Source organism: Vibrio sp. QJM3NY_15, assembly GCF_057785995.1.
The window spans coordinates 2,717,070-2,729,967 of record NZ_CM173517.1 but is presented as its reverse complement, the minus strand read 5'-3'; the positions used below and the strand labels follow the sequence as shown (position 1 = coordinate 2,729,967).

The following is a 12,898-nucleotide window of genomic DNA, read 5'->3' as shown; positions in this document are numbered from 1 at the left end:
CTGGTTATAAATTTTTATCCAGCCATGGTCGTCTTTTGTTGAGTACTCATGACTTTCAGAATCTGTTTATTGCTTCTTTTATTTTGAAGCGAAAAATAAAACAGAGCTGATATTACCAAAGGTGGGGCAGGGATCAACAAAAAAGCCCCTAAACGGGGCTTTTTTGGACGAAAAATTGATTTGACCACATATTACTGTTGGTTCTCTTTTTCCGTAAAGATGCCTGCAAACAAGGCTGTACTTAGGTAACGCTCACCAGAACTTGGTAGGACGGTAACAATAGTTTTCCCTGCAAATTCAGGTAGTTCGGCAATTCTGTTAGCCGCTACAACAGCCGCGCCAGATGAGATACCAGCAAGGATACCTTCTTCTTTCATTAGGCGTTGAGCCATCTCAATCGCTTCTTCAGAAGTTACCGATTCAACTCGGTCAATAATCTCTAAATCTAGGTTTCCAGGGATGAAACCTGCGCCAATACCTTGGATTTTGTGCGGAGCGGGTTTGATTTCTTCACCTGCAAGCGCTTGTGCGATTACTGGAGATTCTGCTGGTTCAACCGCTACTGAAGTGATTGCTTTGCCTTTCTCACCTTTAATGTAACGACTTGTACCAGTGATAGTACCACCTGTACCGACACCTGCTACAAATACGTCAATCTCACCATCTGTTGCTTCCCAAATTTCCGGGCCAGTTGTCTGCTCGTGAATTTGTGGGTTCGCAGGGTTGTTGAATTGTTGCAGTAGTAGGTACTTGTCTGGGTCTGAAGCAACAATCTCTTCTGCTTTCGCAATTGCGCCGTTCATGCCTTTTGGTGCTTCAGTTAGCACTAGGTTTGCGCCAAGCGCTTTAAGTAGCTTACGACGTTCTAGGCTCATTGACTCTGGCATAGTTAGCGTTAGCTTGTAACCGCGTGCAGCAGCGACGAATGCAAGAGCAACACCTGTGTTACCACTGGTAGGTTCAACAAGCTCGATACCTGGTTTCAGAGTACCGGCCTTTTCTGCTTCCCAGATCATGTTTGAACCGATACGACACTTAACACTGAAGCTTGGGTTACGAGCTTCGATCTTAGCTAGGACGTTACCTTTGCTTACTTTGTTAAGGCGGACTAGCGGTGTGTTACCAATCGTTAGGGTGTTGTCTTCGTAGATCTTGCTCATGCGATATTCCTTCATTTAATGACAGAACTAAACGTAGTATATCAATCACTTTACCGTCTAGTGTCTTTCGATGTTTGTTCAGCTTGAATTTAGATTAAACAACTTGAAAAAAAGGTAAAAGGATTAAAAAGTTATATCATATAGATATGTAGGAGAGTTCACGCCTATCTTTACTGGTCATTGAATTTTCAAAAGATAGGCGCGGAAAGGTAAGTGGAATGTTTTATCGACGAGAGTGTAATGCTTGTTCTTTGAATTCAACAACCCACATGGCTGTGGCACCACAAACCGCAACAGGCACCACGATCAGGTTTAAAATTGGAATTGTCGTAAATACAGAAACAAGCGCGCCGAAGCTGTAGGTCTTACCTTGTTTTTGTTTCAAAATGTTTCTCATATCATCGAATTTGATTTTATGGTTATCAAATGGGTAATCAGCGTACTGGATAGCGAGCATCCATGCGGTGAAGATGAACCATAAAAACGGTGCAACGGTTTGTCCGAGTGCTGGAATTAACAAAAGTAGGAATAAACCGATCGCTTTTGGCAGAACGTAGACAAGTTTGCGCCATTCTCTCGCTAATATACGTGGCGTATCTTTGAGGACATCAAGTAAACCATCGTCATTGACTTTTTTGCCACTAAGCAGCTCTTCTACCTTTTCTGCGAGTAATCCATTGAACGGCGCAGCAATGAAGTTAGCGAGCGTGCTAAAGAAATACGAAAACGTGGCCAAGACGGTTATGACCAATAGCGGCCATAAAATGTATGACAACCACGACAAGAAGCTTGGCAATGCACCCATCCATCCTTCAATCCAAGTGTTGAGGTTGGAAAAGATATAAAACAAAGCACCACCAACGAGTAACACGTTAGCGATGAGTGGAAGTAAAACAAACTTACGAATACTCGGTGATAAAGCGATTTTTATTCCGAAAATAAAATAGCCAAAGCCTGAGCGTGGAATAGATTCAATAGTCATATTTAAATTAGGTCACATGTGAATTTGGTTAAATAGCAAACATCCCTAGTGTACTCGACCGAAATTAAGAAAAAAAGCGTGGCGAAAATCACACCATGTAAGGAACTAATTGTATTAAGTTGTTCTAAAACAGTGGCTACTTTTGATAGAGTAGTGAGATTGGCCAAATTAACCCAACTTAGTGACAGCTTCTATATAGCTAGTTGACTAAGAAAGCTGAGAGCGAAAAATGCAGGAATTGCGATTTGTACTCATTATTGTTGGCGCGTTAGCTATCGCCGCATTATTGTTCCATGGTCTATGGACGAGTAAAAAAGAAGGGAAAGCAAAGTTTGGAGATAAGCCGCTTGGTAAGCTTGATAACGATAGCTTAGACGAGTCTGAAACGATCCCAAGCCGTTCATTCGCCCCAGAAGATGATTTTGAGATAATCAGAAAAGAGCGTAAAGAGCCGGACTTTGCGGTTTCACCGTCTGCTACGGATCCGCTGATTGACTCTGACCCACTAACAGCACCACAAACGAAAGAAGTTATCGAAGACGACATCGAATTGAATGATCTTCCTTCTTTCAGTGTTAAAGAAGAGCCAGTTCAGATCGAGAGTGAGCCTGAAGAGATAGAAGAAGTTGTCGAGCCTGAGGTTCCAAATTTCGAATTGACTGACGAGCAAAAAGAAAACCATGCTGGCTTTAAAGAGCAGTATGGTTCGTTTGAAGAAACTACTGATACCGTTACTGAGCCGCTAGCTCCTAACAAAGCACTGACGCCAAGTGAACCGCTTGTTGCTCAAGTAGACGTTGCTAAAGAAGTCGTTGCTCCGCAGAGTACCGCGCCTACAGAAGAAGCTAAGCCAGATGAAGAGCTCGGCCTAGAAGTTATAGTTCTCAATGTTCACTGTGCTGGAGAGATCCCGTTCGTGGGTACTGAACTTTTCCGTAGCATGGAGAACAACGGCTTAACTTATGGTGAGATGTCTATCTACCATTGCTTTGCACAATCTAGCGATGAGCCAAAAGTTATTTTCAGTATTGCGAACATGATGCAGCCGGGAACTCTAGAACATGATGATCCTGCTGATTTTACAACGAAAGGTATTTCGTTCTTCATGACGCTGCCTTGTTATGGTCAAGCTGATCAGAACTTCAATGTAATGTTAAGCGCAGCACAGAAAATTGCTGATGATATGGGCGGAAACGTTTTGGACGAGTCACGTAACTTAATGACTCCAAATCGCTTGTCTGACTACCGTAAACAAATCAGAGATTTTATGACGGCAGCCAACGCCTAGCCGTCTTGTTTAGCCTTATAAATAATCTATATTTATAGAAAAGGGCTCCTAAGGGAGCCCTTTTTGATATTTCAATCACGACAGAGAATGATATGAAAGAATCGATTCAAGTTACCTTAGAGCAGTTAAGAGAAACTCTGCACTATCATGCCGTTCGTTATTACGTAGAAGATAGCCCCGAGGTTCCTGATGTTGAGTACGATCGATTGATGCAACAGTTGCTAAAGATCGAAGAAGAGAACCCAGAGCTTGTGACGGTGGATTCGCCTAGCCAACGTGTCGGTGGGCAGCCTTTAGATGGGTTTACGCAAGTGGCTCATGAAATCCCAATGCTCTCGCTCGACAATGCATTCTCTGATGACGATTTAGATGCGTTCAATAAGCGCATGTCTGATCGAGCACCAACCGCGAATCTTAAGACCTTCTGTTGTGAGCCTAAGCTTGATGGTTTAGCGGTGAGCCTGCTTTATGTAAACGGTACCTTAGTACAGGCAGCGACGCGTGGTGATGGTGCGACGGGCGAAAATATTACCGAAAACGTGCGTACGATCAGCTCGATTCCGCTTAAGTTACAAGGTGAAGGCTGGCCAGAACGTATTGAAGTCCGTGGCGAAGTGTTTATGCCAAAAGCGGGCTTCGACAAATTAAATGAACTGGCATTGAAGAAAGGCGAGAAGGTCTTTGTGAACCCACGTAATGCTGCCGCAGGTAGCCTACGTCAGCTTGATTCACGCATTACAGCTAAACGTCCCTTGGCTTTCTACGCATACAGTGTCGGTGTTGTGGAGGGCGCTGAGCTTTCAAATAGCCACTATCAACGCTTCTTGCAGTTGAAAGGCTGGGGCTTACCTATGTGCCCTGAAACTAAGCAATTAAGCTCGCTTGAGGACGTAAAAGCGTACTACCAAGATATCATGACTCGTCGCGATGCCTTGGCTTATGAAATTGATGGGGTGGTGATTAAGGTTGATGACATTGCCGCACAAGAAACTCTAGGCTTTGTTGCACGAGCTCCTCGCTGGGCAATTGCTTATAAGTTCCCAGCTCAAGAAGAGATCACTCTGCTTAATGATGTTGAGTTTCAGGTAGGCCGTACAGGTGCGATTACGCCAGTTGCTAAACTTGAACCTATCTTCGTTGGTGGTGTGACGGTGAGTAATGCCACGCTACACAACGCTGATGAGATTGCTCGCTTGAGTGTGAAGGTTGGTGATAGCGTGATTATCCGCCGTGCCGGTGACGTTATACCCCAAATTGTGGCTGTGGTACTCGATCGTCGTCCTGAGGCGGCAAAAGACATTGTATTCCCTGATGCTTGCCCAGTCTGTAACTCTGCAGTTGAACGTGTCGAAGGTGAGGCGGTAGCGCGTTGTACTGGCGGTTTAGTGTGTCAGGCACAGCGTAAAGAAGCGCTTAAGCACTTCGTGTCTAGAAAGGCGCTGGATGTTGATGGCCTTGGCGTAAAAGTGATAGAGCAGCTTGTCGATCGTGAAATGGTAGAAACTCCAGCCGATCTATTTAAGTTAAGTGCGGGCGTGATTACGGTTCTTGATCGAATGGGGCCTAAATCAGCACAGAATGTAGTGAGTGCGCTTAATAAAGCCAAAGACACGACATTAGCGCGTTTTCTTTATTCTCTAGGGATTCGCGAAGTGGGTGAAGCGACGGCTATGAACTTAGCTCAGCATTTTAAAACGTTAGAGTTAGTTCAAGCTGCAACTCATGAACAGTTGGTTGAAGTGTCAGATATTGGTGACATCGTCGCAAGTCACCTCACGAGCTTCTTCTCACAAGAGAAAAACAGAGCCGTAGTCGAACAGTTGTTAGAGCTAGGTGTTAACTGGCCTGCAATCGAAGAAGCTGCAGATGATCAAGAACTGCCATTAGAAGGTAAGGTGGTTGTATTAACGGGCTCACTGTCTAAATTAGGACGCAGTGAAGCGAAAGCCGCTTTGCAAGCTTTAGGTGCAAAAGTAACCGGTAGCGTGTCTAAGAAAACGGATATCTTATTTGCTGGCGAAGCCGCTGGTTCTAAACTGACTAAAGCACAAGATTTAGGTATCGAAATAAGAACAGAAGAAGATCTAATTGCACTTATTTCGTAAGTAAACCAAGGTAAAAAAAGCTCAAAGGCACTCCTTACAAGGGAGTGCCTTTTTTGTATTTGTTGTAAAAATCAGGTCTTTTTAATTGTTGAGAAATTTGTGTCTATACGAACTCTAAAATCAGGACAGTGACGTTGCTCAACATTAGTGAAATACCGCTCTAGTTGTATAATAAATGCGAGTCACTTCTATGTTTATAAAGTAGGCTTGTCTGTAAGTGTTTGATTTTTATTGTTTTTGTTATTTTTAACTGCGAGCTTTGCTATTTATCGATCTGGATCACTAAGTACCTACTAAATTTGCACCAACTCATATTTTTTTAGATGAAAATTAAGTTCTCATTGATCTTTTTGAGGGCGAAGTTAGTCTTAATGCCATGGATGCACACGATGTGCATAACCAGAAAGGAAATAGAGAATTCAGAGTTTCGGGTTCTCAAACAAGAAAAGGTATTTCTCTCTACGGCGGCCAACTTTAGGCGGGGAATATTCAAACAGCTATATCCATTTTTAGGAGTTTTATTCCATGGAAAACAAATTTTTTAAACGTACTCTACTAGGTGCAACGGTTGCACTTTTATCGACAGGCGTAATGGCGAAAGAAGTTGGTATCAACTCTGATTTCAACGTTGACGTATACGGTGTTGCAGCTATCTCTCTAGTTAACTACAACACAACAGATCAAGATGATGCGAGCAGTGGCTACGCTGTAGAGAATGAATCTCGTATCGGCTTCCGTGCTCATAAAGATATGTTTGATGACGTATTAATTACAATGCAGATCGAATCTGGCTACGTAGATAGCACAGACTGGGGTCATGGCGGCGTTTCAGGTGGTGTGCTTGGTTTCCGTGATACTTTCGTTGGCGCTTCTGGCTCTTGGGGTAATCTACGTGTGGGTCGTGTTCTTACGCCACTATACGAAATCGTCGATTGGCCATTCTCTAACCCTGGTCTAGGTTCTGTATTCGATTGGGGCGGTATCAACGGTCATTACGATCGTCAATCTAACCAAGTTCGTTACGATTCGCCAAAATTCGGTGGTTTCTCTTTTGCAGCTTCTGTTGGTCGTGATGATAACGACAATGGTGGTGGTGCAGCGACTCGTGATGCTAATTTCGTTGGCGCAAGCGCTAAGTACAGCTTCGAAAAAGTAACATTCATGGGTGCTGTTGAATCTGGTACACGTGTAGTTGCGTCTTCTGGTGGTGATTGGTCATTTGATGAAAATGGATTACCTGAGCAAGCTCCAGAAGTAGCAGGTTACGATGATGATACATTCGCATACATTGTTGGTTTTGAAGCTAGCCTACCAGCAGGTTTCGGTTTCGCTGCAGCATATAAAGGCGAAGAATTAGACAATGGTATCCGTAAAGTGACTCAAGATTCTTACTCTATCATCGGTCAATACTGGAATGGTCCAATTGGTTTCAAACTAGGTTACGCAGCTAACCTTGATTCTGAAACAAATGGTTCTAAGGATGCTAACACAGACAGCGACACTATCTCTGGTCAGCTAATGGCAGTCCATAACGGTTTCGTACCTTACCTACGTGTAGCAAGCCGCAGCTTTAATGACAAAACTCGTGGTGCGGTTTCATCAGATATCGTAACTCGTATTGGTCTTGAATACGGTTTCTAAGTTAAAGTTATCTGCTTAAAACAGTTAAATTAAAATCAAAACGCTGGTAAATCTTTTTGCCAGCGTTTTTCCATAGTGAACATAAGGAATTAGTCATAATGAATAAAGTTAGTGTAGTTGTATTATCATTATTTTTGGGAGCTTGTAGTTCACTTGATTCACAAAGCAATTTTGCAGATTCAGTCGCGGATGTGCAACCTAAAGGCGGCTATATTCAGGTGACTGGGCAATCTTACGTTGCAGAAAATAAAGCAAATGTAGGAGCAGATATTGTAAAATCGTCGCTCTATTTTACGTACAACAAAGAAGTAACACAGGACTCAGCTCCAGAATCTTCAATCACTATGGATGTAAGTTACTTCCAAAGTTATAAAGAGTACGAAACGGTGAGCTTTTTCGGTAAGACGATAGAGCTAGAAGAGAGACAAACTTCAAGAGAAAGCTGCAGCGAACACTGCACAAAGACTCAATATATTAAGTTTCCATTAAGCGATGCTGATATACAGCAAGCAAGAGAAAAGAATTTAGAGTTTACGCTTGATGGACAAAACTCAACCATGAGTACAAACTTTATTGTGCCGAAAGCGTATATCGACACAATCTATAATGGCGCAAATAATCATACTGCGATCGCGGTTGCACCAGTTGCGGTACCTGTAGCCGCGGTTGTTGCTGAAGAACCAAAAGCTTCTCAAGCTCAAGAGATGGTTAACTACTGGTATGGACAAGCAACAAAAGAAGATCAGTCTGCAGTGACAGATTGGGCATTCAAAAATCGTAAGAACGCTTCTCCAGCATCAATTGAAGGCTCAAAAGAAATCGAAATGGTTTCATACTGGTTCAATAAACTAGACAGCGAAGAAAAATCTCAAACTATGATTTGGCTGTTAGAGCAAGAGTAAGCCTCTAACGTAAGTCTCTAGCTATGTTTTTCAACCGCAGTATTGTATAACAGCAGTACTGCGGCTTTTCGTTTTAGGTCGCGCTCTTTGTTTTAGGTAACGTTTGAATTATAGGTAACGTTTGAATTATAGGTAATAGAGTGAATATTGGTGAAGTAGCTAAACGTGTTGGTACAACAGCGAAATCCATTCGTTTTTACGAAAGTAAAGGGATGATGAGCCCTCCGCATCGTTCCGACAATGGTTATAGGCAATACGGCGAGATTCACATCGAACAGTTAGAGTTTGTACTGAGAGCTAAAATGGTTGGGTTTACGCTTGATGAGTGCAAAGCGCTTGTTGAGCTGGCAATGAATCCCAATAGAGAAAGTTACGAAGTAAAAAAGAAAGCAACGCAGAAGTTAGATGAAATAGAGTTGAAGCTTGCTGAACTCAATAAGATGAAGGCTCAGTTGCAATCTTGGGTACATGATTGTCCTGGAGATACCTCAAACGAATGTCCAATTTTGAATAATTTGTCAGGTCGAAAATAACTTATCTTTTTAAAACTTGTTTGGTAACCAAACAGTGTGTCAGGCAGCAAATAATGTTACTAGCCTGACGTTAGTTACCTATCAAAGCACCTTACCGCCATAGTGTTTGCAGATCAGCAATGGCACATGAGTGACTGCGTTTCCATCTGAACACTTCACAATAGGCCCCATGTTTCCGTTACCTGGAGACTGACTGCTCGCCAGAGCACTGCCGAATGAAAGGCTGAATATCGCTGTTAAAATTATTAGGAAATGTCTCATACTGACTCCGTTATGTTTATCTCTTGTTGAGATAAATGAAAGTATGGACAAGGAAAGGAAAATTTCAAAAATTGGACGGACTTAACATTTTTAATAATTATAATTAAGCGAGAGCGTGGCCCATTATTCATATATATATTGGTTAATAAATCTGACTTTCTTATATCTTTTTAGCTCAATCAAAATTTTTAGCTTTACGAAATAAGAACTTATTTTTTTTTCTATTCAATCTATCGTGATGATAATTCGAATGTTCTTTGTTCTTTAAACTGATTAAAGCCTACATTTATCGATAATGTAGGCTTTATATATCAATTGGCTATAAAGGTTGGATTATTAGAATTATTCCGTCTAAAGCCACAATCTTAATTTCTGTGCCTGATGGGATATCTTGGCTAGCTCTTGCTGACCAAGAAGAGTCTCCTACCTTAATTCGGCAGTTACCTCTTTTGATATCTTCAGTTAATAGTACGGTTTGTCCCAGCAACTGTTTTTCTCTCTGATTCAGTTCCCGACCCGCATCAGAGTGCTTATCATTAGACAACTGCCTTCTCCACCATAACCAAGTGGTGATGAGCGAGAAGCTAGCGAATGATAGCCATTGCATCTGCCAACCCAGTGGTAATGCACCCAAAAGAGCCCCGACGAGCATGGCTGATATACCAATCCAAAGAAAGTAACCAGCCGTTCCGATAAGCTCAAGAGCCAATAGTGCTAGACCAAACGCCAACCAATGCCAGTGGTTTACTTGTTCTAGTAATTCGACCATAAATTAGTCCTTACTGCCTTTGTCATTGCTTTGTGCAAACATCTCGGCGATGCCTGCGACTGAGCCCATTAGCCCTGTAGCCTCCAATGGCAACATAATGATCTTACCGTTTTCAGCTTGTCCAATCGATTTCAGAGCATCAGTATAGCCTTGTGCGATGAAGTAGTTGACGGCTTGCATGTCGCCTTGAGCAATCGCGTTCGATACCATCTCTGTCGCTTTAGCTTCTGCTTCTGCTGCACGTTCACGGGCTTCAGCTTGCAGGATTGCTGCTTGCTTTTGGCCTTCCGCTTTTAAGATTTCTGATTGCTTATGACCTTCGGCCTTTAGGATCTCAGCTTGTCTTACGCCCTCTGCCTCTAAAATATCAGCACGCTTGTTACGCTCGGCTTTCATTTGAGCATTCATCGCTGCGGTTAGATCCGCTGGTGGCTGCACGTCTTTGATCTCGATACGTGTAACTTTGACACCCCAAGGGTTTGTGGCTTCATCGACGATGTTTAGCAGCTTAGTATTGATCATGTCACGCTGGCTGAGCATTTCATCCAACTCCATAGATCCAAGCACGGTACGGATGTTAGTCAGGGTCAAATTACGGATAGCGTGTTCAAGGTCGTTGACCTCGTAGGTTGCTTTAGGCGCATCAATAACTTGAACAAAACAGACAGCATCTATCATGACATTGGCGTTGTCTTTTGAAATGACTTCCTGAGCTGGAATATCCAGCACACGTTCCATCATGCTGATTTTTTGACCAACCTTGTCAATGAATGGAATGATTAGGTTCAAGCCTGGTTGGAGTGTGTGTGTGTAGCGACCGAAACGTTCGACAGTCCAGTTATTACCCTGTGGAACGGTTTTGACACCAGCGAAAATAAAGAGCAGTGCGACGGCAGTAAAGACGCCAATAGTAATTAATGTATCAATAGGCATACGAAATCCTTTGCAAGTGTGAGTTTTTGATAGTTCTTTACTCATACTGGCTCATATTTAAAATTCGAGCAAATTTATAAACGAGAAATGGGCCATAAAACCTTGATTTTATGACCCATTTTACTTTGTGTTATGCGATAAGATTGCTGAGGTTTCTATCATTTATCAGGGTGATTTTTCCTCAGTACTTATCAACTTGTTAGCGTTCGAATTAGTAAAGCAGAGAGTACAATTGGCGGCGGTATTTGCTCGCAACTGCATTACCTTGTCCAAGTGCGCTTAAGATATCCATGAATTCTTTTTTCATATCACCATCGAGGGTATTGAGGTCTTTTGCCAAGAATGACCATAGAAGATCCATTGCTTCTTCGCTGCGGTTCACTTGGTGATATTGAAGTGCTAGGTCAGAGGCTGTTTTAGCATCGCTTGGATTTTGCTGTAGCGTTGTTTCTAGCGCTTGAATTTCAGGGCTGTCTGCCGCTTGTTTGTGCAGTTCGAGTTTAGCGACTAAGCCTTTGTAGTAGTTGTCTTGATATTCTAGAGGGATAGTCGACAGTTGAGTTTCAGCTAGATCAAACTGTTGCGTTTCTAGTAAACATTCTGCAATTGCCAGCTTTACCTCGCCTTTGCCCGTCAGCTCTATTGGCAATTGTTGCATTGCTGCGAGCGCTTGTGCATGCTCGCCTGCTTGCATTTGCTCGAGAGCCTGACGCAGTGCGAGCTCGTCTTGGCTAGGAAGATGTTTTCCTAACATTTCAATAATCGCTTCTATGCTTTGTGGGCCCCCCAAACCATCAACAGGCTGACCGTTAACAAACAGTGCAATAGTAGGGAGCGCTTGTACGCCAAATTGGCTAGCAATTGCCTGCTCTTGTTCACAATTCAACAGAGCTAAAGTAAAAGCGCCGTTGTATTGCTGAGTTAATGTTTGCAGTTCAGGGATCACCTGAGCACTTTCTTGGCTCATTGGTGCCCAAAAGTGGATGAGTACAGGCGTCTGCATTGAGGTTTCTAATACTTGACGAAAGTTCTGCTCATTAAGTTCAACAATATGCGGAGATTGCATTTACGTTCCTTGAGGTGTGTTTTGTGGATACGTTGCAAATATGGGGGGAGATGCTGGTAACTTCAAGATCTAACTTGGTTATCTCAAATAAAAAGAGCCAAAATAGAAAAACGCTATGCTTCTATGTTGATAGAGTGGTTATCTCAACAGGGAAGGCATAGCGTTATCATTGAGGTGGTCAGTGAGGCATAGCGCGAGATACTCAAAACAGAATAAACAACGTAATCGCCAGACTCACACCGACCCAATTAAGGCGGTTTAAAGTCATGAAATATCCAGATTAGGTTCATCAATTGGGAATAATTGATGAGATAGAATAATCATGACATCTAATTGTTACGGAAAAATTACATCGTTACATTAAAGTTTGCGACTCTACATTCAAAGTTAGCAATTTATGCTGCTTTTCTCAAAATAGGGTCTAGCAAGCGACTCGGTAGAATTCTTTTCAGCACCGCGAACACCTTAGTAGGTGTCGTCACTCGGTATCTTAGCTTTGGTTTCTCTGCTGTGAGTGCGTGATAAACTGGCTCAACACAACTTTCAGGCGGAAGAACAAAAGCGTTGTTCGATGACTCCTTTTCGAGTCGGTCTTTTTGTTGTTGATAAGCGTCTTGATGAGCGCTGTCAGCAATGGTGATCCATTTATTGAAAGCTTTCAGGGCATTATTTCTAAATTGGGTTTCTATTGGACCTGGCTGCAATAAAGAGATATGAATACCACTATCATGCAGTTCTAAACGTAAGGTATCTGTCCAGCCTTCTAGCGCGAACTTTGAAGCGTTGTAAGCGCCACGATATTTCATGGCCGCAAAGCCTAATACGGAACTGTTTTGTACGATTCGACCTTCGCCGCGTTCGCGCATGTGCGGAAGTATCTGACAAACAAGATGATGCCAGCCAAAGAAGTTGGTTTCGAATTGCTCTCTGAGACCTTGGGTCGGCAAGTCTTCTAGCGCACCAGCTTGACCATAAGCGCCGTTATTGAATAATCCATATAGTCCGTTAGGCGCTAGCTCAATAGCAAGTTGTGCAGCTTGTTCAATGCTTTCTTGGTTAGAAAGGTCGAGCTGTATGCAGGTCAGTCCCTCATCTTGCAGACGCTGTACATCTTGCGGATGACGACACGATGCAATGACGTGGAAGCCACGCTTTTGTAGTGCATGCGCACATGTATAGCCAATACCCGTTGAGCAACCAGTGATCAGAATCGACTTGTTCACGCTTAATCCTTCATTAGAGTCTTTATCGCTCTAGG

Annotated in this window: 13 protein-coding genes; 6 read left to right on the top strand and 7 right to left on the bottom strand. The window is 42.8% G+C overall.

Annotation, left to right across the window (positions count from 1 at the left end; translation table 11 throughout):
- Positions 1–191 precede the first annotated feature (191 nt).
- On the bottom strand, positions 192–1,160 hold the full coding sequence (gene cysK, locus AC3CKG_RS12105; protein WP_017061934.1) for a cysteine synthase A: 969 nt from the start codon (positions 1,158–1,160) through the stop codon (positions 192–194).
- Between the two features lie 223 nt (positions 1,161–1,383).
- On the bottom strand, positions 1,384–2,142 hold the full coding sequence (cysZ, locus tag AC3CKG_RS12100) for a sulfate transporter CysZ (RefSeq protein ID WP_065103121.1): 759 nt from the start codon (positions 2,140–2,142) through the stop codon (positions 1,384–1,386).
- Between the two features lie 229 nt (positions 2,143–2,371).
- On the opposite strand from cysZ, the gene zipA reads away from it, so the two are divergent.
- The 6 genes from zipA to cueR all read left to right on the top strand — a co-directional run bounded on the left by zipA (position 2,372) and on the right by cueR (position 8,611).
- On the top strand, positions 2,372–3,430 hold the full coding sequence (zipA, locus tag AC3CKG_RS12095) for a cell division protein ZipA (RefSeq protein WP_488528406.1): 1,059 nt from the start codon (positions 2,372–2,374) through the stop codon (positions 3,428–3,430).
- Between the two features lie 92 nt (positions 3,431–3,522).
- Entirely contained in the window at positions 3,523–5,535 is a 2,013-nt protein-coding gene (gene ligA / locus AC3CKG_RS12090; RefSeq protein ID WP_488528405.1) for an NAD-dependent DNA ligase LigA, read from the top strand.
- 389 nt (positions 5,536–5,924) lie between these two features.
- On the top strand, positions 5,925–6,080 hold the full coding sequence (locus AC3CKG_RS12085) for a hypothetical protein (RefSeq protein WP_004734257.1): 156 nt from the start codon (positions 5,925–5,927) through the stop codon (positions 6,078–6,080).
- Positions 6,061–7,176 (top strand): porin, encoded by a 1,116-nt coding sequence (locus AC3CKG_RS12080; RefSeq protein WP_102340833.1) that lies wholly within the window; start codon positions 6,061–6,063, stop codon positions 7,174–7,176. Before AC3CKG_RS12085 ends, AC3CKG_RS12080 begins: the two co-directional genes overlap by 20 nt.
- Before the next feature lie 98 nt (positions 7,177–7,274).
- A complete protein-coding gene (locus AC3CKG_RS12075; protein ID WP_488528404.1) occupies positions 7,275–8,078 on the top strand; it encodes a DUF2057 domain-containing protein in 804 nt (267 codons plus the stop codon).
- Positions 8,079–8,218: 140 nt separating this feature from the next.
- A complete protein-coding gene (cueR, locus tag AC3CKG_RS12070) occupies positions 8,219–8,611 on the top strand; it encodes a Cu(I)-responsive transcriptional regulator (protein ID WP_065110942.1) in 393 nt (130 codons plus the stop codon).
- An 81-nt stretch (positions 8,612–8,692) separates the two neighbouring features.
- On the opposite strand, the gene AC3CKG_RS12065 is transcribed toward cueR, so the two are convergent.
- The 5 genes from AC3CKG_RS12065 to AC3CKG_RS12045 all read right to left on the bottom strand — a co-directional run bounded on the left by AC3CKG_RS12065 (position 8,693) and on the right by AC3CKG_RS12045 (position 12,863).
- The gene (locus AC3CKG_RS12065) at positions 8,693–8,872 is read right to left on the bottom strand and encodes a hypothetical protein (protein ID WP_017061927.1); all 180 of its coding nucleotides are present in this window, start codon (positions 8,870–8,872) and stop codon (positions 8,693–8,695) included.
- Positions 8,873–9,191: 319 nt separating this feature from the next.
- Positions 9,192–9,641, bottom strand: a complete 450-nt coding sequence (locus tag AC3CKG_RS12060) for an NfeD family protein (RefSeq protein WP_102353303.1) — start codon at positions 9,639–9,641, stop codon at positions 9,192–9,194.
- Between the two features lie 3 nt (positions 9,642–9,644).
- The gene (locus tag AC3CKG_RS12055; protein WP_017106099.1) at positions 9,645–10,574 is read right to left on the bottom strand and encodes an SPFH domain-containing protein; all 930 of its coding nucleotides are present in this window, start codon (positions 10,572–10,574) and stop codon (positions 9,645–9,647) included.
- Between the two features lie 211 nt (positions 10,575–10,785).
- Positions 10,786–11,640 (bottom strand): co-chaperone YbbN, encoded by an 855-nt coding sequence (locus AC3CKG_RS12050; protein WP_122053217.1) that lies wholly within the window; start codon positions 11,638–11,640, stop codon positions 10,786–10,788.
- 395 nt (positions 11,641–12,035) lie between these two features.
- Complete coding sequence (locus AC3CKG_RS12045; RefSeq protein WP_488528403.1) at positions 12,036–12,863, bottom strand: SDR family oxidoreductase; 828 nt, start codon at positions 12,861–12,863, stop codon at positions 12,036–12,038.
- Between the last annotated feature and the right edge of the window lie 35 nt (positions 12,864–12,898).

Excerpts from the sequence above, each read along its gene's own strand:
- AC3CKG_RS12075 (WP_488528404.1), top strand. The coding sequence starts at position 7,275 with ATGAATAAAGTTAGTGTAGTTGTATTATCATTATTTTTGGGAGCTTGT.
- AC3CKG_RS12065 (WP_017061927.1), bottom strand. The coding sequence starts at position 8,872 with ATGAGACATTTCCTAATAATTTTAACAGCGATATTCAGCCTTTCATTC.
- AC3CKG_RS12055 (WP_017106099.1), bottom strand. The coding sequence starts at position 10,574 with ATGCCTATTGATACATTAATTACTATTGGCGTCTTTACTGCCGTCGCA.
- ligA (WP_488528405.1), top strand. The coding sequence starts at position 3,523 with ATGAAAGAATCGATTCAAGTTACCTTAGAGCAGTTAAGAGAAACTCTG.
- cysK (WP_017061934.1), bottom strand. The coding sequence starts at position 1,160 with ATGAGCAAGATCTACGAAGACAACACCCTAACGATTGGTAACACACCG.
- AC3CKG_RS12085 (WP_004734257.1), top strand. The coding sequence starts at position 5,925 with ATGTGCATAACCAGAAAGGAAATAGAGAATTCAGAGTTTCGGGTTCTC.
- zipA (WP_488528406.1), top strand. The coding sequence starts at position 2,372 with ATGCAGGAATTGCGATTTGTACTCATTATTGTTGGCGCGTTAGCTATC.
- AC3CKG_RS12060 (WP_102353303.1), bottom strand. The coding sequence starts at position 9,641 with ATGGTCGAATTACTAGAACAAGTAAACCACTGGCATTGGTTGGCGTTT.
- cysZ (WP_065103121.1), bottom strand. The coding sequence starts at position 2,142 with ATGACTATTGAATCTATTCCACGCTCAGGCTTTGGCTATTTTATTTTC.
- AC3CKG_RS12080 (WP_102340833.1), top strand. The coding sequence starts at position 6,061 with ATGGAAAACAAATTTTTTAAACGTACTCTACTAGGTGCAACGGTTGCA.
- AC3CKG_RS12050 (WP_122053217.1), bottom strand. The coding sequence starts at position 11,640 with ATGCAATCTCCGCATATTGTTGAACTTAATGAGCAGAACTTTCGTCAA.